Annotated in this window: 20 protein-coding genes and 1 pseudogene; 7 read left to right on the top strand and 14 right to left on the bottom strand. The window is 74.5% G+C overall.

Annotation, left to right across the window (positions count from 1 at the left end; translation table 11 throughout):
* A complete protein-coding gene (gene hrpB, locus O7635_RS28555) occupies positions 1–2397 on the bottom strand; it encodes an ATP-dependent helicase HrpB (RefSeq protein ID WP_278083577.1) in 2397 nt (798 codons plus the stop codon).
* A 95-nt stretch (positions 2398–2492) separates the two neighbouring features.
* Between hrpB and O7635_RS28550 the strand changes: the two genes are divergently transcribed.
* Positions 2493–3011, top strand: coding sequence for a DUF6328 family protein (locus tag O7635_RS28550; RefSeq protein WP_278083576.1), 519 nt, complete (start codon positions 2493–2495; stop codon positions 3009–3011).
* A gap of 131 nt (positions 3012–3142) precedes the next feature.
* Positions 3143–3508, top strand: coding sequence for an STAS domain-containing protein (locus O7635_RS28545; RefSeq protein ID WP_278083575.1), 366 nt, complete (start codon positions 3143–3145; stop codon positions 3506–3508).
* A gap of 1 nt (position 3509) precedes the next feature.
* Here O7635_RS28545 and O7635_RS28540 read toward each other — a convergent pair whose 3' ends face one another.
* From O7635_RS28540 to O7635_RS28530, 3 genes are read right to left on the bottom strand one after another with little or no spacing between them, the layout of a single operon-like run.
* Complete coding sequence (locus O7635_RS28540; protein WP_278083574.1) at positions 3510–4247, bottom strand: GAF and ANTAR domain-containing protein; 738 nt, start codon at positions 4245–4247, stop codon at positions 3510–3512.
* Positions 4248–4266: 19 nt separating this feature from the next.
* Positions 4267–6129 carry a CheR family methyltransferase gene (locus O7635_RS28535; RefSeq protein WP_278083573.1) on the bottom strand — a complete coding sequence of 621 codons (1863 nt, stop codon included), beginning with the start codon at positions 6127–6129 and terminating at the stop codon, positions 4267–4269.
* 40 nt (positions 6130–6169) lie between these two features.
* Entirely contained in the window at positions 6170–7210 is a 1041-nt protein-coding gene (locus tag O7635_RS28530) for a chemotaxis protein CheB (protein WP_278083572.1), read from the bottom strand.
* Positions 7211–7296: 86 nt separating this feature from the next.
* Here O7635_RS28530 and O7635_RS28525 point away from each other — a divergent pair, with 86 nt between their 5' ends.
* Positions 7297–8034 (top strand): STAS domain-containing protein, encoded by a 738-nt coding sequence (locus tag O7635_RS28525; protein WP_278083571.1) that lies wholly within the window; start codon positions 7297–7299, stop codon positions 8032–8034.
* A 63-nt stretch (positions 8035–8097) separates the two neighbouring features.
* Entirely contained in the window at positions 8098–9264 is a 1167-nt protein-coding gene (locus O7635_RS28520) for a sigma-70 family RNA polymerase sigma factor (RefSeq protein WP_278083570.1), read from the top strand.
* Here the strand turns inward: O7635_RS28520 and O7635_RS28515 are convergent.
* The 10 genes and pseudogenes from O7635_RS28515 to O7635_RS28470 all read right to left on the bottom strand — a co-directional run bounded on the left by O7635_RS28515 (position 9191) and on the right by O7635_RS28470 (position 20330).
* Complete coding sequence (locus O7635_RS28515; RefSeq protein WP_278083569.1) at positions 9191–10123, bottom strand: glycosyltransferase family 9 protein; 933 nt, start codon at positions 10121–10123, stop codon at positions 9191–9193. The genes O7635_RS28520 and O7635_RS28515 overlap by 74 nt on opposite strands.
* Positions 10120–10818 carry an SDR family oxidoreductase gene (locus O7635_RS28510; protein WP_278083568.1) on the bottom strand — a complete coding sequence of 233 codons (699 nt, stop codon included), beginning with the start codon at positions 10816–10818 and terminating at the stop codon, positions 10120–10122. The genes O7635_RS28515 and O7635_RS28510 overlap by 4 nt, the downstream gene beginning before the upstream one ends.
* Positions 10815–12194, bottom strand: coding sequence for a PfkB family carbohydrate kinase (locus O7635_RS28505; protein WP_278083567.1), 1380 nt, complete (start codon positions 12192–12194; stop codon positions 10815–10817). Before O7635_RS28505 ends, O7635_RS28510 begins: the two co-directional genes overlap by 4 nt.
* Before the next feature lie 17 nt (positions 12195–12211).
* Positions 12212–12769: pseudogene (locus O7635_RS28500) on the bottom strand (SIS domain-containing protein); the annotation flags it as partial.
* The gene (locus O7635_RS28495; protein ID WP_278083566.1) at positions 12766–13947 is read right to left on the bottom strand and encodes a glycosyltransferase; all 1182 of its coding nucleotides are present in this window, start codon (positions 13945–13947) and stop codon (positions 12766–12768) included. The gene O7635_RS28495 and the pseudogene O7635_RS28500, both read right to left, overlap by 4 nt.
* Complete coding sequence (locus tag O7635_RS28490) at positions 13932–14894, bottom strand: glycosyltransferase (RefSeq protein WP_278083565.1); 963 nt, start codon at positions 14892–14894, stop codon at positions 13932–13934. The genes O7635_RS28495 and O7635_RS28490 overlap by 16 nt, the downstream gene beginning before the upstream one ends.
* On the bottom strand, positions 14891–16504 hold the full coding sequence (locus tag O7635_RS28485; RefSeq protein WP_278083564.1) for an HAD-IIIA family hydrolase: 1614 nt from the start codon (positions 16502–16504) through the stop codon (positions 14891–14893). The genes O7635_RS28490 and O7635_RS28485 overlap by 4 nt, the downstream gene beginning before the upstream one ends.
* On the bottom strand, positions 16425–17468 hold the full coding sequence (locus O7635_RS28480; RefSeq protein WP_278083563.1) for a glycosyltransferase: 1044 nt from the start codon (positions 17466–17468) through the stop codon (positions 16425–16427). Before O7635_RS28480 ends, O7635_RS28485 begins: the two co-directional genes overlap by 80 nt.
* Positions 17465–19099 carry a carbamoyltransferase C-terminal domain-containing protein gene (locus O7635_RS28475; RefSeq protein WP_278083562.1) on the bottom strand — a complete coding sequence of 545 codons (1635 nt, stop codon included), beginning with the start codon at positions 19097–19099 and terminating at the stop codon, positions 17465–17467. Before O7635_RS28475 ends, O7635_RS28480 begins: the two co-directional genes overlap by 4 nt.
* A gap of 79 nt (positions 19100–19178) precedes the next feature.
* Positions 19179–20330 (bottom strand): hypothetical protein, encoded by a 1152-nt coding sequence (locus tag O7635_RS28470; RefSeq protein WP_278083561.1) that lies wholly within the window; start codon positions 20328–20330, stop codon positions 19179–19181.
* Between O7635_RS28470 and O7635_RS28465 the strand changes: the two genes are divergently transcribed.
* Genes O7635_RS28465 through smpB form a run of 3 tightly spaced genes read left to right on the top strand, consistent with a single transcriptional unit; the run spans position 20329 to position 21508 of the window.
* Positions 20329–20532, top strand: coding sequence for a DUF3072 domain-containing protein (locus O7635_RS28465; RefSeq protein ID WP_278083560.1), 204 nt, complete (start codon positions 20329–20331; stop codon positions 20530–20532). The two genes, O7635_RS28470 and O7635_RS28465, sit on opposite strands and share 2 nt — an antisense overlap.
* Positions 20533–20580: 48 nt before the next feature.
* A complete protein-coding gene (locus O7635_RS28460) occupies positions 20581–20961 on the top strand; it encodes a hypothetical protein (protein WP_278083559.1) in 381 nt (126 codons plus the stop codon).
* A gap of 46 nt (positions 20962–21007) precedes the next feature.
* Positions 21008–21508: an SsrA-binding protein SmpB gene (gene smpB / locus O7635_RS28455; protein ID WP_278083558.1), complete on the top strand. Its 501-nt coding sequence runs from the start codon at positions 21008–21010 to the stop codon at positions 21506–21508.
* The last annotated feature ends 3 nt before the right edge of the window (positions 21509–21511 follow it).

Below are 21511 nucleotides of genomic sequence, written 5' to 3'. Positions count from 1 at the left end.
TCAGCCGGTCGGATCGGCGGGCCAGGCGTGCCGCGGGTACCGGCCGCGCAGCTCCGCCCGTACCCGCGGATAGCCGTTCTCCCAAAAGGACGCGAGGTCACGGGTCACGGCGACCGGCCGCCCGGCGGGGGACAACAGATGGAGCAGCACGGGTACGCGGCCCTCGGCGACCAACGGCGTGGTGAGCCAACCGAACGCCTCCTGCACTTTCAGCGCGACCACCGGCGCCTCCGGATCGCTGTAGTCGACCCGCAGCCGCCGCTCCCCCGGCCCGGCCACCCGCTCCGGCGCGACCGCGTCCAGCCGGCCGGCGAGCTGCCATGGCAGCAGCCGGCGCAGGGCCGCGGCCACGTCGATCCGGCCGAGGTCGGCCCGCCGCCGCGCCGCCCCGAGGTCGAGCCACTCGCCGGCCCGGTCGAGCAGGGCCGCGTCGGACACGTCCGGCCACGGCTCGCCCAGCGCCTGCCGCGCGAACGCCAGCCGCTGCCGCAGCGCCACGGCCGCCCGGTCCCACCGCAACAGGCCCAGGCCCTCCCGGCGCAACCCGTCGGCCAGCGCCGCCGCGACCAACGCCGGCGCGGGCGTCGACAGTGGACGTTCGACAAGCGGCACCGCGCCGAGCCGTTCGACCCGCCGGGCCACCACGTCGCCGCCCGACCACCGCACCTCCTCGTCGGTGGTCAGCAGGTCCGCGCCCGCCTCCCGCGCGGTCGCCTCGTCGATCGCCACCGCCGCCCGGATCCGCGCGGAGGCCCGCCCCGGCGGTCGGTCGGCGGCCGCGACGGCGAGCCAGTCGGCGCCGGCCAGCCCGGACCCCGGCGGCAGGTCGGCCGCGGTCCCACCGGTCATCAGGTACGCGGACCCGCCCGCCGTGCGAACCTTCGCCAACCGCTCCGGGTACGCGAGCCCCACCACAAGCCCGGCGGCCAGATCGTCCGGAGCCCGTGGCCCGTCGCGCACCGGCCCGAGCGCGTTCCGCAGCCGGCGCGCCTCCTCCCTGAACGCGGGCTCGCCCCGCACCTGGCGCCAGCCCGCGACCAGGTCCGCGCCGGCGAGATCCCGGTCGAGCAGCGCGACCACCGACGCCGCCCGCTCGGCGCCGACCAGCGCGGCCCCGTCGAGCAGCGCCCGGGCCAGCCGCGGGTGGGTGCCGACCCCCGCGATCCGCCGGCCGCGCTCGGTCACCCGCCCGGCGGCGTCGACAGCGCCCAACGCCCGCAACGTCTCCGTGGCCACAGACAGCGGCCCGGCCGGCGGCGGGTCGGGCAACGCCAGCCCCGACCCGCCCGGCGCGCCCCACAGCGCCAGGTCGAGCGCGAACCCGGTGAGGTCGGCGGCCGCGATCTCCGGCTCGGGCCGAGCCGGCAGCCGGTCGTGGGCGGCCTGCGACCAGCAGCGGTAGACGGCGCCCGGCGCCTCGCGGCCCGCCCGGCCCGCGCGCTGCTCAGCCGCCGCCTTCGACACCGGCACGGTCACCAGCGCGCCGAGCCCGCGCGCGTGGTCGGTGCGGGGCACCCGGGCCAGCCCGGCGTCGACGACGACCCGTACGCCGGGCACGGTCAGGCTGCTCTCCGCGACCGCGGTGGCCAGCACGACCCGGCGCCGCGCCGACGGCCGCAGCACGGCGTCCTGCGCGGCCGCGTCCTGCCGCCCCAGAAGCGAATGCACCGGCAGGTCCCGCAACCGCTCGCCGACCGCCGCGATCTCGCCGGCCCCCGGCAGGAACACCAGGATGTCGCCGTCGCGCTCGTGGAAGGCGCGACGGGTGACGGCGGCGACGTGGTCGAGCAGCCGGGGGTCGACGCGCAGGCCGTGCGGCGGGTCGACCTTCGGTGGTGGCGCCCAGACGACGTCGACGGGGTGCAACGCGTCGTCGGCGGTGACGGTCGGCCCGAGCAGGTCGGCGAGCCGGGCGGTGTCGGCCGTCGCCGAGGTGGCCAGCAGGCGCAGGTCCGGCCGGAGGTTGGCCCGCACGTCGACGCAGAACGCGAGCGCGAGGTCGGAGTCGAGGTGCCGCTCGTGGCACTCGTCGAGGATGACGGTGTCGACGCCGTCCAGGGCGGGGTCGTGCTGCAGCCGGCGCACCAGCAGCCCGGTGGTGACCACCTCGACCCGGGTCGCCGGACCGGAGCGGCGGTCACCGCGCACGGCGTACCCGACCGCGTCACCGACCCTGGACCCGACGAGCACCGCCATCCGCCGCGCGGCCGCCCGGGTCGCCAGCCTGCGGGGCTCGGCGACCAGCACCCGCCCGTGCGCGGCGAGGTCCAGCGGCACGAGGGTGGTCTTGCCGGTGCCGGGGGGCGCGACCAGCACCGCGCTCCCGTGGCCGTCCAACGCCGCCCGCACCTGCGGCAGCACACGGCGGATCGGCAGGTCGGGTTCGTCGGGCAGCACGGCACCATGATGGCCGATCGGCGGCGCCCGACGTTTCGCCCGCAACGCGATCGGGAAATGTGCCCGGACTTTCACATCCTGGCGGAGGGGACGGCATGGTCAAAGAGACCGAGAAGCAGAGGTGGGACCGCAACTTCAGCGACCTGCTGCAGGAGCTGCGCGTCGCGCAGACGGGCGTGCAGATCCTCTTCGCGTTCCTGCTGACGCTGCCGTTCAGTAACGGGTTCCCGCGCACCACGCCGTTCCAGAAGGACGTCTACATCGTCGCGCTGATCGCGGCCGCCTGCGCCACCGCGCTGATCATCTCGCCGGTCGCCTTCCACCGGGCGCTGTTCCGGCAGGGTCGCAAACCCGAACTGGTGAAGTACGCGCACAAGGTGGCCACCGGCGGCCTGTTCTTCATGTTCGTGTCGATGGTCTCCGCCGTCCTGCTCATCACCGACTACGTGCTGCCATGGCCGGCCGCGCTGGTCATCTCGCTGTGCACCGGGCTCTTCTTCGTCTCGTTCTGGGCCATCCTTCCGTGGTCCCGCCGCGACTGGGGCGAGCCCGACAAGACCGAGGAGCAGACCGACGAGCGGCGGGAGAACCCGGAGCCCTATGAGGTGAAGTGACGCTCCATTGTGGTCCGCGAACGGCCCGGCGCCCCGCGCCGGGCCGTTCGCCGTGATCGGTGTTACGGTTCTAGGTGGGTTCACGCCTTCTGCAGCGAGGGTTGAAACTAGCGGCCTAAAGGCTTTCTCGAATGCGACAATTCCGCACATACGTTGCCACACCGGTTCCCGCGGGTCTCCAGGTCTCCCTCGAGCGCCGTCATCCGCTGACCACCGTCGTGACCGTGGTCGGTGAGGTCGACATGGACGTGCTCGAGCCGCTGGAAGACGCGCTCGCGCGCGTGCTGCCCGCTCGTCCCGGCGCCACGGTGGAGGTCGACCTCACCGGCGTCACGTTCATGGACGCGAGCGGGATCAGCGCGCTGCTGCGATGCCGCAAACAGGTGAAGGACGCGGGCCTCACCTTCCTGGTGCGAAATCCGCAGCCGCTGATCTATCGGATGCTGCTGTTGTGCGGCCTGGTCGACACCCTCGACGTGCAGCTGGCCGGCGACTGAGTCAGCCCAGCTCGCCGGTCTCGACCAGGTAGCGCGCCACCTCGAGCAGCTTGGTGTTGGTGGTCTGGCTCGCCGCCACCAGCAGGGCGAACGCCTGGTCGCCGGTCAGCTTGTGCCGCTCCATCAGGATGCCCTTGGCCTGACCGATCAGATCGCGGACGTCGAGGGCGCGGGAGAGCTGGTTGAGCTGCTGCGCGTCCGCCAGCGCCACGCCCGCGTGCGCCGCGAACAGCAGGCCGATCCGCTCGGACTCGTCGTCGAACGCGCCGACGTGCCGGGAGTAGAGGTTGAGGCTGCCGAGGTTGCCGCTCACCACGTAGAGCTGGAACGCCAGCATGCTGGCGATGCCGCGCTCGTGCGCCGCGGCGCTGAACCGCGGCCACCGGCCCTCGACCGCCATGTCGTCGACCCGGACCGTGCGGTGCTCGTAGAGCGCGTCGAGGCACGGCCCCTCGCCGAGGTCGTACTGGAACTGATCCACGTCGAAGACCAGGTCGTCGGTGCCGGTGGTCGTGCGGACGCGACGTCGATTCTCCACCTGGGAGATCCCCGCGAAGTCCGCTCCCGGAACGGTGCCGATCGCCGTCGCCACGATCGCGTCCAGCGTCCCGCCGAGGCTGCTCTCCGCCTGGAGCGCACGGGCCAGATCGCTCAACTTGGTGGCGAGGGTCTCCAGGACCGCCGGGTCCGCCGCGAAGCTTTCCGACGGCCGGCCCTGCGCCGTCTGTCGTTCGGTCACACCTGCGATGATCCCACCGTCAGCCGGGTTGGGCGACCTCGATGGGCTCCATCGCCATGATCGCCCCTGACACGGACCCGCCGGCGAGCAGCGGCGCGCAGGTGAGCCGCAGCGTCACCGGACGACCACGCCGGTTGACCGCGCCGACGCGGATCTCCTCGCGCGCGTTCTGGCTGTTGTCGGTGGCGGCCAGGGCCCGCCGCAGCGCGGGGCGGACGTCGTCGATCGGCAGTCCGATGTCGAGGTTGAGGAGGTGCTGCCCCACCACCTCCTCGCGGCGCAGGCCCCACAGTTGCTCGGCGCCGCGGTTCCAGGCCTGCACCTGGAGGTCGGGGCTCACGACGATGACGCCCGCTTCGAGGCTGGACAGGACCGATTCGAGAAAGGTACGCGCGGAGTCCAGCTCGATGCTGCTGTCACGCAGTTGGTCGTTGATGCTCTGCAACTCGTCGTTGGTCGACTGGAGCTCCTCGTTCATGGTCTCGAGCTCTTCGTTGGTCGACTGGAGCTCCTCGTTGGTCGTCTCCAGTTCCTCGACCGTCGACTGCAGCTCCTCGTTGGTGGTCTCCAGCTCTTCGTTGGTGGACTGCAGCTCCTCGTAGGCGGTCTCCAACTGGCGGTTGGCGTCGCGGAGCTCGTCCTGCATGCGCCGGGTCGCCGTGACGTCGTGGAAGAACAGCGAGACGCCGAGCAGGCCCGAGTCGCTGCCGACGATCGGGTTGACCTGGATCTCGAGGTGGACCCGATCACCCGTGAGGGGTTCGAGCTCGATGTCGTTGATCTGGACGGTGCGCCGCTCGACCTGCGCCTGTTCGATGTATTTGCGCAGCTCGGTCGGGCGGTAGGAGATCTCCAGATCGCGGAACGGCCGGCCGATGTCGCGGGCCGAGACGCCCAGCATCGCGTCGGCGGTGCGGTTGGTCAGCGCCACGAGGCCCTCGGTGGTGACGACGATCTGCGCCACGGGGCTGCCCACGAACGCCTGGTCACGCAGCTGGTCGAGACCGATCAGCTGCTGCCGCGTCGCGCTCTCGTTGATGGTGGCGAACAGCGAGCCGTTGCCGCCGTTGCTGCGCGGCACCTTCTTGAAGATGCGGCGCTTGAGGTCGACCGGCAGGAACATGTGGCCGTGGCTGAGCAGCATCTCCGCCTTGCCCAGGAAGAGCACGCCGCTGTCGCCGAGGGCGAAGTGGAAGCGGCCGAGGATCCGCGCCTGCGTCTCGGCGTTGAGGTACATGAGCGTGTTGCGGCACACGAGCAGATCGATGCGGGAGATCGGGGCGTCCTGGACGAGGTCGTTGCGGCCGAAGATGACCGACCGGCGCAGGTCCTTGCGGAATGCGTAGCGGTTGGCGACGGGTTCGAAGTAGGTGCTAACGAAGCGCTCGGGCAGGCCCTTGATCTCGCGCTCGCCGTAGGTGGCCAGCCGGGCCTCCGCCAGCCCTTCCTCGTCGACGTCGGTGGCATAGATCTTGACGCGTTGGCGGAACGCGTCGACGCCCATCAGCTCGGCGAGCACGATCGCCAGCGTGTAGGCCTCCTCGCCGGACGCGCACCCGGCGCTCCACACGCGGAACGGCGCCGTCGGTGGCAGCGCGTCGATCAGTGGGCGCAGCACCTGGTCGGAGAGGTAGTCCCAGGCCTCCGGATCGCGGAAGAAGCCGGTGACGTTGATGAGGATCGTGTTGAACAGCGCGGTGAACTCGTCGGGATGGACCTGCAGGTAGTCGAGGTATTCGACGTAGTCGGAGGTGCCGACCTGGTCCATCCGCCGGCCGACGCGCCGCATCAGGCTCGACCGCTTGTAGCCCGTGAAGTCGAAGCCGCGCTGCTCCTTGAGATAGAGCAGCAGCGACTCGAAGTGCGGGTCGGGACTCGTCATGGGCGCCTTCGTCGTCGATGGTGACTTCGCCCGGTTGACGTTACTCGTCGCGGTCGCCCGGCATCAGCCCAGGTACGATCGCCGCCTCCTCGGTGGCGGTCGAGCCGATCCGTCCGATCAGGTCGCGGATCAGCGAGGCGGCCCGGTCGGCCTCGTCCGCGCTCGACGTGTATTGGGCCTCGGTGCCGACGTGGCGGCGGCGGCCGCTCTCGGCCATCCGCCGGCTCAGCGAGGCCTTGTCCTCCAGGGCCCGCAGCGCCATCCAGAGCGCTCCCTCGAGCGCGACGGCCTGCTCGTCGAGCAGGCTCTGCGGCGACCAGGCGTGCCCCACCCGGCAGCGGTAGCGCGGCACCGGCTGGTCGCTGATCTCGAACAGCGATCCCCCGCACGACGGACATCCGTAACCGGCTGGTTCGAGGGCCAGATCCTCACTGGTCAGGTCGGCGAGCTCCGACATGGCAATCTCTCCGTCGAGCAGGGGTCGGGACTCATCGTCCCCGGCGGTGAGCCGCTCCGCGGCGGCCTTCACCATCTTGGTCAGCACCTCGCCCATGGCGGCGGCGGAGGCGACCGCGTCGACCCGCACGCGCTCCATCGCGGCCCGTGGCATGGACGCGTGGAGCGCGTCGTCGGGCTCCTGGACCACGCACTGGCCGCCGCGCTGCGCGATCGTCCCGAGGCCCGCGGCCCCGTCGTCGCGCGCGCCGGACAGCACGACGCCGACCACCCGTGGGCCGAGGGCCCGAGCGGCCGACCGGAAGAGCGGGTCGATGGCCGGGCGGTGGCCGTTCTCGGACGGTCCGCGGGACAGCCGCAGGCGGTGGTCGAGCACGAGCAGGTGATGGTCGGCCGGGGCGACGTAGATGTGTCCGTGCTCCAGCGTCTCGCCGTCGCGCGCGGTGTGCGCCGGCAGCTTGCCGGCCCGGCTCAGGATCGCCGGCAGCGCGCTCGGCGAGGTGCGCGGAACGTGCAGGACGATCAGCACCGCGGCCGGCAGGTCGGCCGGCAACCCGGCAACCATGGCCCGCAGCGCCTCGACGCCTCCGGCCGAGGCGCCGGCGACGATCACATGTGGCGTCACCTTTCCGGTATACCCCTGTGCACCATGGTCATGCCTCCCCCCGGCAAGTGGCGGCGAACGGCCCGGCGGGGCAGACTTTACGTACCATGCGGGAAAGTCAGCTGCGGTTCGCCGTCGAGTCCGACGAACGCGCGTCCGTCGTCACGGCGGACGGGACGCTGAGCGCGGGCACGTCCAGCGCGCTGCGCTCGACGCTGCACAAGTGCCTCGTCGACCAGCCCAGTGCCGTGATCCTCGACCTCACCCGCATCGAGGTGGCCGAGCGAGGGTGTCTGACCGTCCTGTCGGCCGTGGCGCGGCAGGCGAGCATCTGGCCGGCGGTGCCGTTCGTGGTCGTCGAGTCACGGCGGGACGTCCTGACCGACCTCGACCGGCTGGGATTTTCCCGCGCCGTCCCGGTGCGTCCGACGGTGGCGGCGGCGCTCGAGTCGATCGACCAGGGTGAGGCGCAACCGACCGTACGCGAGATTCTGCCCCCGATCCGCGGCGCCGCCCGACACGCCCGCGCGGTGATCACGGAAAGCTGCCTCAGCTGGGGATTCGCCGGCGTGGTCGGTCCCGCGTGCGCGGTGGCGACGGAGCTCATCAGCAATGCCACCCGGCACGCCGACACCACCATGACATTGCGACTGTCACATCGCGGGCGCTGGCTCCTGCTCGCGGTCGAGGACGGCGGCGCCGGCCTGCCCGAACGGCTGCCGATGCCCGCACACGACGACGGCGGTCCCGGGCGTGGCCTGGGCCTGGTGGAAGCGCTCAGCCACCGCTGGGGCTGGCTGTCCACGGACGCCGGCAAGGTCGTCTGGGCGGTCCTGCGGGTGTGACATCTCCCGGATGAAAGCGGCCCACGGACGACTACCACACCGGGTTGTGGGTAGATGCCCAAGATGCCCTTGACACAAGGAGCCGGCCCCGAAGCACCGCTCGACGCGATCGCGCGCGAGTACGCCGAGGCCCGGCGCACCGGCCAGGACGTCGCCCAGCGGCAGGAGCTGCTGTGGCAACAGGCCCTGCCGATGGCCGACCGGCTCGCCCGCTCGTTCGCCCATCGTGGTGAGCCGATCGACGACCTGCGCCAGGTCGCCCGGCTGGGGATGGTCAAGGCCGTCAACGGCGTGGCTCCGGACCGCGGGTCCTTCACCGGCTACGCCGCCACCACCGTCCGCGGCGAGCTGCGCCGCTATTTCCGCGACGCCTGCTGGGACACCCATGTGCCGCGCGGCGTCCAGGAGCTGATGCTGGAGACCTCGCGCGCGATCGAGGAGCTGACGTACGAGCTGTCCCGCGAACCGACCCGGTCGGAGCTCTGCGAGCGCCTGAACGTGCCGGCCGACGAGCTCGAACTGGCGCTGCAGGCCCGGCAGGCCTACCGCGCCCGGTCCCTCAACCGCCCGGCCGCCAGCGAGGACGCCGGCGAGCAGTCAGAGGAGGTCGGCGACCTGATCGGCGCCCCGGACCGCGATCTGGCGAAGGTCGACGACGTCCAGACGGTCCGCGGCCTGATCACCCGGTTGCCCGCGCGGGAACGCGAGATCCTCGCGCTGCGGTTCTACGGCAACCGGAGCCAGGCCGAGATCGCCGCCGCGACGGGGATCTCGCAGATGCACGTCTCCCGGTTGCTGTCCCGCACGCTGGAGTGGCTGCGGGCGGGCCTGCTGACGGACACCGCGGCCCCCTACCCCGGCATGGGAGACGAGGGTCCCGACGAGCGGACCCTGGAGATCGCGGTCAGCAACGACCGCGGTGTGGCCCGGATCGCTGTCCGCGGCGAGATCGACCACGACAACGTCGACGAGCTGCGGCCCACCCTCGTCTTCTGTTGCCGCAACGCCCGGGCCGGCGTGGCCGTCGACCTGCGGCACGTGCCGTTCGTCGACGCGGCGGCGATCGGCGCACTGGCCGACGCCTACCGGCTCGCGTGGCGGCGCGGCGTCCGGCTCGTGCTGGTCAACCCGGGCCGCACCGTGGCCCGGTCGCTGGTCATCGCCGGACTGGGCGGTCAGGTGCGCACGTCAGCGCCAGCTCGGCCGCCCGCACCACGTCGGCCACGCTGACCGCGGCCAGGCGCGGGTCGACGCCGTCCACCGGATCGCCGGTGGCCGGCGGATGCAGCGCCCGGTGCCAGGGCCGGTCGGCGGGCGGCCCCCACAACCGCGGCGCGACCGGACCGAAAAGCAGGACCGACGGGATCCGGTACGCGGTCGCCAGGTGACCGATCCCGGTGTCCCCCGCGACCACCAGCCGCGCGCCGCACACCAGCGCCGCCAGGTCGCCCACGTCGGTGTCGCCGGCCAGCACCGCCGACCGCGGCAGCCCCGCTCCGGCCGCCACGCGTTCCGCCAGTCCCCGCTCGACGGCCGAACCGGTCACCACGACCGTGTGGCCGCGGGCCGTCAGCTCACGGGCGACCGCGGCGAAGCGGTCGACGGGCCACCGGCGGGCCGCCGCCTTCGCGCCCGGGTGGACGATGGTCAGCCCGGGCGGCCCGGCGGTGGGCGGCGGCAGCAGGTCGAGGTCGTCCCGGTCGGTCTCGACGCGGTGCTCCCGCAGCAGCCGGCACCAGCGGTCGACCTCGTGCTCGTCGGCCGTCCACAGGGGACCATCCTCGCCCGGCAGCGCCCACGCCCACATGCGGGGCGCGCCGGCCACGGCCAGCAGCCGGTGCGACTGCGGGCCACGGCCGTGCAGGTTGACCGACAGCGCCGGCCGCTCCGGCAGCGTCCACTGTGGCAGGTTCAAGCCGGGCACAGCGATGTGCCGGTCGACCGCGCCCGTCAGCGGCACCAGCGGCGCCAGCCAGCCGGGCGCGGCGAGCGCGATCTCCTCGCCCGGGAACGCGGCCCGCAGGCCCCGCAGGGCCGGCACGGCGGTCGCCAGGTCGCCGAGGCCGAGCGCCCGCAGCACGAGGATCACGGGTAGGACGACTCCTGCTCGGCGCAGACAACCATCTCCCGGATCGCGCTTCCGGGCGGCTGTTCGAGGGCGAACAGCACCGCCGCGGCGACCTGGGCCGGGTCGTTGAGCACCGCGTCCGGGCCGGGCTTGTACTGCTCGGTCCGCCCGTCGAAGAACGCGGTCCGCATGCCGCCGGGGATGAGCAGCGTCACGCCGATCTGGCCGGCCGTCTCCGCCGCCAGCGCGCGGGTGAAGCCCACGACGCCGAACTTGGCCGCGCAGTAGGCGGTCGCGTCGCTGACCGCCTTGAGGCCCAGCGTCGAGGCCACGGTGACGACCGTGCCGTGCGACCGTTCGAGGTAGGGCAGCGCCGCCCGCACGACCGCGGCGGTGGCCAGCAGGTCGACGGTGACCACCATGTCCCACCGGTCACCGGGGATGTCGGAGAGCCGACCGGGGAGATCCGTGCCCGCCGCGGTGACCACACCGTCGAGGCCGCCGGCCTGCTCGGCCAGCGTGACGGTGGCGCGCTCGGCGGCGCGGGTGTCGGCCAGGTCGCACTCGACCCAGGGCACTCCGGCCGCGGAGGGCTGCCGGTCGAGCACGAAGGGCCGGCCGCCGGCCTTGGCCACCGCGTCGACCACGGCCGCACCGAGTCCGCTGGCGCCGCCGGTGACCAGCACCGCCCGTCCGGTGGAGGGGTCGATCGTCATGATGCTCCTTCCAGTTGGCGACCGCCGTCGCGGACGGCGGCGATGGTGGCGGTCGTGGACCGACCGCCGAGGTAGGGCACGACCACGGTCTGGCCGCCCCACCGCTCCACGAGGGCCGACTCGGGCAGCTCGGCGCCCGTGTAGTCGCCGCCCTTGACCCAGACGTCGGGGCGCAGCCAGGACAGCACCGCTTCCGGTGTCGACTCGTCGAACACGACGACGTCGTCCACACAGGACAATCCGCGCAGCACCCGCTCGCGGTCCGCCTGCGGCGTCAGTGGGCGGCCGGGGCCCTTGAGCCCGGCCACGCTGGCGTCGGAGTTGAGGCAGACGACGAGGCAGTCCCCGAGCCGGCGGGCCGCCTCCAGCGTGGCGATGTGGCCGGCGTGCAGCAGGTCGAAGCAGCCGCCGGTGGCCACCACGGTGCCGCCGGCGGCCCGCGTGTGCGCGACCACGTCGTGCGGTTCCGCGCGCGGCCGCCGGGTGGCGGCGCCACCCTCGGCGACGTACCGCGAGGCCTCGGTGACCGCCGCGGCCACCGCCTCGGAGGTCAACGCGCCGTCGGCCAGGGCGATGGCCGCGGTGGCCGCGAACCGGTCGCCGGCGCCGCACGGGTCCGCGCCAGGGGGAGGCACGAGCCCGTGCGGCGGCGGCAGCACCAGCGGAGCGGCCGCCGCATGGGACAGCAGCGCGCCGTCCGCACCGAGCGTGACGGCCACCGCGGAGGCCCGCCAGTGCTGGCGCAGTCGCTGCGCGCCGCGGGTCGCGGCGGCCAACCGCCGGCCGCCGCCGTCGTCGCCGGTCAGCGCCCGCAGCTCGCCCTCGTTGGGCGTGGCCAGGGCGACACCCGGCACGGCGATCGGCCCGCGGGGATGCGGGTCCCAGACGACCGGTCCCCCGGCGCCGGCGAGCGCGTGGCGCAGCCCGGGCACCCGGAGCAAACCGTTGCCGTAGCAGCTCACCAGCACCGCGTCGGCGCCGGCGACGAGGTCCGTGACGGCGTCCGGCGGGTCCGCCGGCGTGGCGCCGCCACCGCGGTCCAGCCGCAGCAGGGTCCGTCCGCCGGCCCGCAGCCGGATCTTCTCCACCGTCGTCCCGCCGGTCACCGGCAGCGGGAACAGCTCGATGCCCAGGCCGGTCAACAGGCCGGCCAGCCGGGCGCCGGCCTCGTCGTCGGCGAGCGCGGTGACCAGGCTGACCCGGGCGCCGGAGGCGGCCGCGAACGACGCCGCCAGCCCGGCCCCGCCGGCCCGCTCCACCGAGGACGTCTCGTCGAGCACCGGGGCGCCCGGGCCGTCCGGGACCAGTCGCGTGGTGGTGCCGTCGACGTCGCGGTCGAGCAGCACGTCGCCGACGACCACCACGTGCGCCGTCACCGCGCGCTCCCGCCGGCCAGGGCGAGGTCCACGTACTCGCAGAGCAGGTGCACCGAGACCAGGTGCAGCTCCTGGACGACCTGGCTGTCCGGCGCCGGCACCGCGAGCGCCTCCTTGCACGCGTCGGCGAGCGGGTTCGGCGCCGGGCCGGTCATCGCCCAGGTGCGCAGCCCGGCGTCCCGGCCGGCGGCCGCGGCCTCGAGCAGGTTGGCGCTGGCACCGCTCGTGGACAGCAGCAGGAGCACGTCGTCGGGACGGCCGTGGGCCCGCACCTGCCGGGCGAACACGGTGTCGTAGCCGAAGTCGTTGCTGATCGCGGTCAGCGACGAGGTCTCCGCCGACAGCGCGATCGCCGACAGCGGCGTGCGGTCGTCGCGCAACTTGCCGACCAGCTCGGCGGTCAGGTGCTGGGCCTCGGCGGCGCTGCCACCGTTGCCCGCGACCAGCAGCCGGCCGCCGCCGGACAGCGTGTGCGCGAGCTCGGCCCCCCAGCGGGCCAGCTTGGCGGCCTCGCGGGCGAACGCCGGCAGGGCCCCGGCGAGCCCGCTCAGGTGGGTGTCGACCAGGCTGGTCATGCGACCACCAGCCCGTCGTAGAGGACGCCGACCTGGGCGGCCACCCGCTTCCAGCTGTAGGACATCCGGGCCCGGTCGAGCGCGGCCGCGGCGTACGCGACCCGGCGCATCGGGTCGGCGAGCAGCCGCCGCACGGTGTCGGCCAGGGCCGCGGGGTCCCGGGGCGGCACGAAGTCGCCGGTGACGCCGTCGACCACCGTGTCGGTGAGCCCGCCGACCTCGGCCGCCACCACCGGCACGCCACAGGCCATGGCTTCCAACGGGGTGAGCCCGAACGGCTCGTACCAGGGTGTCGTCACCATGATGTCGGCCGAGCGGTACCAGGCGGGCACCTCGTCGCGGGACTGCCCGCCGACGAACCGCACCCGATCGTCGACGCCGAGCCGCACGGCCTGCGCCCGCAGGTCGCGCACCAGCGGGTCCGCGTCGAGCTCGGCGACGGGCGGGCCGCCGACGACGACCAGCTCCGCGTCGCCGATCCGGGGCAGCGCGGCGATCACGTCGGCCACGCCCTTGCGCTCGACGAGGCGCCCGATGCTGAGCAGCCGCGGCCGGTCGGTGCGCGGTGCGACCGGGCCGTCGGGCGTGAACCGCTCACTGTCCACTCCGGACGGGATGACGCTCATCGTGGCGCGGGGCACGCCCATCCGGAGCAGCTCGTCGACCTCGTCCTGGCACTGGGCGACGACCGCGTCGGCCTGCCGACCCAGCGTGCGTTCGAAGCCGATCCGGCCGGGTGGGCTGGTGTCCCGGTCGCCCTGATGCCGCCGTTTGACGGTGCCGAGGGCGTGGTAGGTCTGCGCGACCGGCACGCCGGTGCGCTTCCGGGCGGTCAGGGCGGCCAGCCCGCTCATCCAGAAGTGGGCGTGCGCCACGTCGGGCCGCCAGCGGGCCCAGTCGTCGGCCAGCCAGGCACCGAACGCGCCCATGTGCGGCAACATCGTGTCCTTCGGGATGGGCTCGGCCGGGCCGGCCGGCACGTGCACCACCGTCACGCCCGGGCGGACCCGCACGGACTCGGGCAGGTCGCCGTCGCGTCGCGTGTAGACGCGCACGTCGTGTCCCTCCCCGGCCAGCGCCGACGCCAGATCGGCGACGTGGGTGTTCTGGCCGCCGGCGTCCTCGCCGCCGAGCGCCGCGAGCGGGCTGGCGTGTTCGGAGATCATCGCGATGCGCATCGTTCCTCCTCCAAGAGGTGGTCCCAGTCGGCCAGGAACCGATCGAGTCCGTAGCGGGCGGTGGCCGCCTTGCGAGCGGCGGCGCCGAGCTCCCCGGCGGCGGCCGGGTCGTCGAGCAGCCAACGGGCCGCCTCGACGAGCGTGTCGACCTTGGTGGACAGGACCCCCGCGCCGGACGGCACCGCCTCGACCGCTTCGGTGCTGGCCAGCACCACCACCGGCATCCCCATCGCCATCGCCTCGATGAGGCTCAGGCCCAGGGAGGTCCAGCGGCACAGATGCAGGTACGCACGGCGGCGCGCGACCGCCGGATGCAGCGCGCCCTGCGGCACGTCCTCGTGCGGCGTGAGCCGCTGCGGCGGCAGGCCGAGCCGCGCCGGCAGCCCGGCGACGCCCATGCCGAAGACGTCCAGCGGCGCCACGTCGGCGAACCGCGGCATCAGGTCCGTGCCGGTCACCCGCCAGCGCCGGACCGGCTCGTTGGTCACCACGGCCAGCCGAGGCAGATCACCCTCGTACGACGCGAGAGGCGGCACGATCCCGTGCTCCACCACCGTTGAGCGGGTGCCACCGGCGTCCCAGAACAGCTGGTTGAACCCGGTCACGTGGACCAGCAGCAGGTCGTCGCGGTCGGCCACGGGGTGCCTGGTGGCCGGGACGTCGCCCTTGGGGGTGTTGTGCTCGACGTAGACGGTCGGCAGCCGGCGGCCCGTCCACCGGCGGGCCAGGGCGATCTCCTCGGGCCGCTGCGCGATCACCACGTCGATGTCGGCCGTCGCCAGCTCCTCCGGCGTGACCTCGACCGCCGACGACGGCCAGTCGTAGGTGCGGGCCCGGCCGAGGCCCCACGGGTCGCGGGCGGCGTTGACCGGGACGAGGTAGCGGTGCCGGCCCTGGACGAACGCCGTCATCCAGGAGCCGTGCACGTGCCAGACCAGGATGTTCACGCCGGACCTCCGGTGAGCACGCGGACCGCGTCGGCGACGGCGGCCGGGTCGAGTGTGGACAGGCAGGGGTGGCCGGGCACCGGGCAGGCGGTCGCCCGGGTGTCCCGGCACGGCGCCGCCGCATCGCCGAGCCGCACGGTGGGCACGCGGTAGGGCGCCCAGGCGCCGAACCGCACGGTGGGCGCGTAGAGGCTGACCACGGGCGTGCCCACCGCGGCCGCCAGGTGGGCGGGGCCGGTGTTGCCGACCACGAGGCACTCCGCGCCGGCCAGCACGCCGGCCAGCTCGGCCCAGGTCAGCGCGCCGCCGAGGTCGACGGCATGGTTGGCGGCGACGTACGCGGTGAGGTCGGTCTCGTCCGGTCCACCGGTCACCAAAACCCGCCGGCCTGCCGCGGCGAGGGCGGCGACGATGGCCGCGCAGACGTCGGGCGGACAGGCGCGGGCGGGCGCGGAGGCGCCGGGGTGGACGACCACATAGGACCGCCGCGCCGGGCGGGGTCCCGTCGCGACCCGCAGCGTCGGCTGGTCGTCGGCCGGCAGTCCGTAGCCAGCGGCGGCCGCGAGCGACAGGGCCCGTTCCGGCTCGGGGATGCCGTAGGGCACGCGGTGCCGGACGTCGAGCAGGCTGCCCGGGTAGTCGTCGCTGATCGCGCTGACCCGGGCGACGCCGGCCATCCGCAGCAGCAGGGCCAGTGGCAGCGCGGACTGGTGGAAGCTGGTGAAGACGATCGCCTCGTCGACGGCCAGGGCGGCCAGCCGGTCGACCAGGCCGGTCATCGCGCCCGGGTCGACGCGCGCGGGGTCGGGTGAGATCCAGGGCAGGTCGGCGGTGACGACCTCGTCGACGCCCGGCAGGAGCGCTGCCGAGTCCTGGCCCCGGGTCCCGCAGAGGAGCACGACGGACTCGGCGCCCGCGGCCACGGCCCGGATGGCCGGGCCGGTGACCAGCATGTCGCCGGCGGAGTCGGTGCGCACGACCAGCACCCGGCCGCCCCGCCGCGGCGCGGCGGGCGCCACCCGGTCCTGCCGCTCGAGCAGGTGGGACACCGCCTCGCCGAGGGTCGCGGCCACCACCGGGGCGGCGGCCACCTCTTCCGGCCGGGTGACGGGCGTGGGCACCAGCACCGGCGTCGCGCCGGCGGCCTCGGCCGCCGCGACGTCCGCGCCGATGTCGCCGATCACGGCGCACCGCTCGGGCACGGTGCCGAGGTCGGCGGCGGCAGCGCGGACCAGACCCGGCGCGGGCTTGCGGCAGGCGCAGCCGTCGCCCGGCCCGTGTGGACAGATCTGCCAGGTGTCGAACGGCCCGAGCAGTTCGGACACCCGGGCATTCACCCGGGCGAGGTCCGCAGCGCTGAACAAACCGCGTGCCAGCCCCGACTGGTTGCTGACCACTCCTACCCGGAGATTCGCGGCGCGGGCCCGGTCGACAGCCTCCCGGGCACCCGGCATCGGGCGCACCTTGTCCGGCGAGCCGTTGTAGGGCACATCTTCGACCAGAGTGCCGTCGCGGTCGAAGAGGACCGCGTCAAACAGCCTCTGACCTGCACTGATCGAAGTGGTTGCCGTCACCGGGAGCGCTTGCCCGGGGAGAAGAGAAGTAAACATCAACGACTTCTCCCCTGGTCGCGGCCAGGATCCAACCGCGGATCCAGTGGCCGATCGCGACCGGCGGGATGACCACACTGGTCAATGCCATGGCGGCGATCTCCCGGGGCGTACGCGGCCCGGCCGCGACGCGCCGGGCGGCGAACTCGGCGGTGCCGACCGCCCAGACCAGCCCGCCCGCGGCGGCCACGGCCCGCAGCGGCCCGCTTCCGCCGCGCAGCCGGTCGGCGGTCGCGGCGGCGAGGCCGACCGCGAGGGCGCCGGTGACGACCGCGTGCCGCCGCCGCCGGCCGGGGGGAATCTCCAGCAGGGACCGCCAGTCTGCGCCGTAGCGGCGACGCAGCAGCGCGTCGTCGGCGTTGCCGGCCTGCACCCGCACGCTGGCCCACAGGTCGGCGGGCCGCACCGGGTGGGTGATGCTCCGCTCGCCCCGGCGCAGCCGCCACCCGGCGGCGCGGACGCGGTAGGCCAGGTCGGCGTCCTCACGGAACGCGCGGGGGAAGCGCTCGTCGAAGCCGCCGACCTCGGCCAGGGCGGCCCGGCGGTACGCCATGTCGGCGGTGATCCACGGCGCGTCGGCGAGGCCGGCGGTGTTGCGCTCCCAGTCGGTGGGGCGGCGGTCGGCCGGCAGCGGCACGCTCACCCGGGCCTGCACACCGCCCACGTCGCCAGGAACCTTCAGGTCGGACCGCAACCGCGCCCACCAGCCGGGATCGGGCACAACGTCGTCGTCGACGAAAACCACCCAGTCGCCGCGCGCGGCCCGCCAGCCGACGTTGCGGGCGGCCGCCGGGCCGTTCCCGCCGCCGCGCAGCACCCGGAAGCCGGTCTCCAGCGCGGCCCCGTCGGCCCGGTCGTCGACCAGGATGATCTCGACGGGATCGGCGCCGATCTGCGCGGCGAGCGCGTCCAGCAGCACGCGCAGCGACGGCCGGCCGAGCGTCGGCACGACGAGGCTGATCACAGGCGCCGCCGGTGCACCGCGAACGGGCCGATCGCCAGCAGGTCGACCGGCGCGCTGCCGAACAGCTCCATCGCCTCGCGCGGCGTGTCGACCATCGGCCGCCCGGCCGTGTTGAGCGAGGTGTTGACCACGACCGGAATGCCGGTGAGCCGGTCGAACTCGGCCAGCATCGCCGCCACCAGCGGCTCGTCGGCCGGGTCGACGGTCTGCACGCGGGCCGTGCCGTCGACGTGCACCACCGCCGGGATCCGGTCGCGCCACTGGGGACGGACGCCGTGCACGAAGAGCATGTAGGGGCTGGGCAGCACGCCCTCGAACACCTCGGCGGCCCGCTCGGCCCGCACCATCGGCGCGATCGGGCGGAACTGCTCGCGGCCCTTGATGTCGTTCATCCGCGCCGTGGTGTCCGACCGGCCCGGGTGCGCCAGCAGCGAGCGGTGGCCGAGCGCGCGGGGTCCGTACTCGCTGCGGCCCTGGAACCAGGCCACCACGCCGTCGCCGGCCAGCACGCGGGCGGCCGCGTGGGCGATCGAGTCCGGCCGCTCGTAGGGCAGGGCGGCGCGGCGGAGCTCCGCCTCGATCTCCTCGTCGGACCAGCCGCGACCGAGGTCGACGCCGGGCATCGGCTGGAGCGGGTCGGCGCCGGTCGTGGCCACGTGCAGCGCGGCCCCGAGCGCGGTGCCCGAGTCGCCGGCGGCGGGCTGGATCCAGACCCGCTCGTAGGGGCCCTCGTGGGCCAGCCGGGCGTTGGCGACGCAGTTGAGCGCGACACCGCCGGCCAGGGCGATCGTGGTCGGGCCGCCGGCCGCGTCGTGCAGCCACCGGCCGAGGTCGAGGATGACCTCCTCCAGGCGGGTCTGCACGGTGGATGCCAGGTCGGCGTGGTCCTCGGACAGCTCGGCGTCACCGGTGCGGCGCGGCGCGAAGCCGGCCCAGTCGACGGGCGCGACCGTGAAGCCGCCGTCGGCGGCGCGGACCAGGTCGCGGAAGGCGGCGAGGTGGCGCGGTTTGCCGTACGACGCCAGGGCCATGACCTTGTACTCGTCGCTGGAGTGCAGGAAGCCGAGGTGCCGCGTGAGGTCCTCGTAGAGCAGGCCGAGCGAGTGCGGCAGCTCCTGGGTGAACAGTGGGGTCAGCGCGTCGCCGCGGTAGACGCCGGCCAGGTGGCTGGCGACCTCGCCCCGGCCGTCGAGCACGAGCACGGCGGCATCGCCGTCGCGGGGCATCGCTAGCGCGGCCGAGGCGGCGTGGGCGACGTGGTGGGGCACGAACCGCACCTTCGCCGGGTCCAGGCCGGGCAGCGCGCTGGCGAGGAACTGGGGGGCGCGCTTGGCGTACTCGACGCGCAGCCAGTCCCACGGGTCCGCGAGGCCGAGATCGGCGGCGTCGCGGCACAGGGAGGGGTCGAACGAGTAGGCGACCGCGTCGAGGTCCGCCGGCCGCAGCCCGCCCGCCTCCAGGCACCACGCGGCGGCGAGGTCGGGCAGCTCCCAGGCGGCGAACGGCACCGGCCGCTTGCCGTGCTTACGCCGGCTGAACCGCTCCTCCTCGGCCGCGGCGACCACCCGCCCGTCGACCACCAGGGCCGCCGCCGGGTCGTGGAAGATGGCGTTGATCCCGAGTACGCGCATGGCGCGGCCATACCCGCCTTCGGCCCGCTTAACCGGCGCTCGTGGCCCGCCAGGGCCGGGCGCCGCTGACATCGTGGGCTCAGGCGACGTCGACCACCAGCGCCGTCGCGGTGACCCGGGTGCGGTCGTCGTAGCCACCGGTGACGAGGAGCGCGCCGCCGGGCAGCACCGCGACGGCCGGATACTGGCGCTCCACCGTGTCCTGCGCGGCCGGGCGGAAGCGGCCCTCGGCGTACACCTCGACACCGAAGCCGCCCGCGACCGCGACCCGCCCGCCGGGCAGGGCGACCACCGCGTCGGAGATCTTGTAGCGCGGCTCCGCCATCCGCGCGCCCGCGGTGAACCCGCCGGTCCGCGGGTCGAAGAGCAGCGTGGTGGACAGCCGGGCGGCCGGGTCGTCGGCGGTCTGCCCGCCGACCACCAGCGCTCGGCCGTCCGGCAGCGCGGCCACGGCGAGCTTGTAGGCCGGCGCCGGCATGCGCCCCGGCACCTCCTGCCACACGTCCCGCGCCGGGTCGTACAGCAGCGCCGTGTCCAGCAGCCGGTCGCCGTGCGCCGTGCCGCCCTGGCCGCCGACCACCAGCACACGCCCATCGGCGAGCAGCGCGGCGCCGTGCCGGGAGCGCGCGTCCGGCATCGCCGCCACCGCCCGGAACCCGGTGCCGTCGAACACCTCCGCGGACGCCAGTGCGGACCGGCCCGAGACGCCGCCGGCCAACAGGACGCGGCCGTCGCGCAACCGGGTCGCGGTGTGGTTGGCCCGCGGCGCGGTGAGCGGGACGGCGGGACCGAAGCGCCCGCCGGCGAAGATCTCCGCGGTCCCGCTCGGCCCGGCGGTCTCGCTCGGGAAGCCCCCGGCGACCAGCACCCGCCCGTCGGCGAGCGCCGTCGCCGTGTGGTTGAAGCGTGGTTCGGCCAGCGGCGGCCCGGCGCCGAACCGACCGCCGGCGAAGATCTCCGACTCGGCCGTGGTCCCGCCGCAGCCGTCGGTCGCGCAGCCGCCGACCAGCAGCACCCGGCCGTCGGGCAGCGGGGTGGCGGTGTGCGCGGCCCGTGCGAGCCGCATCACGGTCGCGCCGCCGGACGGGACGATCGTGGGCGGCGCCGGCGCCGCGGTCGAGCAGCCGGCGAGGAGCAGGACGAGGGCCGCGCCGAGGCTTCGCATAATCGTGACGAGTCGCGAGAACGTCAGGTGGTTCGCGACGCCGTCGACGGGGTAGTTCGAACACATGAGCGATCAGAACCCGGACAATGCGGCTATCAAGGACCCGGACGAGTGGGTCACGGGCGACGAGCCATCGACCGCGGCGCAGCGGTCCTACCTCGAGACGCTGGCGCGGGAGGCCGGCGAGGAGGCACCGGCCGAGCTGACCAAGGCCGATGCCGCCAAGTTGATCGAGGAGCTGCAGGCCAAGACCGGCCGAGGCCGCTGACAGGCGACGTACAGCCGATTCCCAACGGCGGGCGCTACCGTCCTGGGCATGGACGAGAACCGCGCCCGCCGGGTGGTCGACGCGCTGCGTGACCGCGGCGTTCCGGCTCACGTGGCACAGGCCAGCGCCGGCCGGTCGCAGACCGGCATCCGGGTCGTGCTCCCCGGCGACCGCGAGGCGCTCTGGGACACCGACGGCACCGCCGGGCTCGAGGCGCAGGTGATGCGCGACGGCATGCTGGTGGGCTTCGTGCCCGCGATCGCGGGCTCCGAGGACTTCTCGGAGACGCAGGTCGTCGACGCCATCGCCAACACCGACTACGAGCAGCCGGTGGCCCGCCGGGCCGCGCGGCCGGTCGCGCCGGCGCCGGCCCTGCCGCGCGAGGGCGGCTTCTTCCGCCGCATGCGCGAAGGGTTCCGGGAGCGCTGATAAAGCGGCGGCGCCGACCGGCGCCGGTGCGGCAGACTTGACCGTCATGAGCCGGGAGCGCGAGACGCCGCGGCGGATGATCGCCACCAACAAGCGCGCCCGCCACGAATACGAGATCCTCAAGACCTACGAGGCCGGGCTCGTGCTGCTCGGCACCGAGGTCAAGTCGCTGCGGCTGGGGCACGCCTCGCTGGCCGAGGCATTCGCCCAGGAACGCGACGGCGAGCTGCTGCTCTACGGCCTCCACATCGCGGAGTACGGCCTGGCCGGCTGGTCGCCACACGGACCCCGGCGCACCCGCAAGCTGCTCCTGCACCGGGTCGAGATCGACCGCATCCTGGCGAAGATCCGCGAGCCGGGGCTGACCCTCGTGCCGCTGGCGCTCTACTTCGACAACGGCTGGGCCAAGGTCGAGCTGGGCATCGGCCGCGGCCGGCGGTCCTTCGACAAACGGCAGGTCCTGGCCGAGCGCGACGCCAACCGGGAGATCGCGCGGGAGTTCGGGCGGCGGCTCAAGGGCCGACCGGCCGGGCGTGACCTACGCTGACCC

The organism is Asanoa sp. WMMD1127 (genome assembly GCF_029626225.1).
Taxonomy (GTDB): domain Bacteria; phylum Actinomycetota; class Actinomycetes; order Mycobacteriales; family Micromonosporaceae; genus Asanoa.
This window is presented reverse-complemented; position numbering and strand designations above follow the sequence as displayed.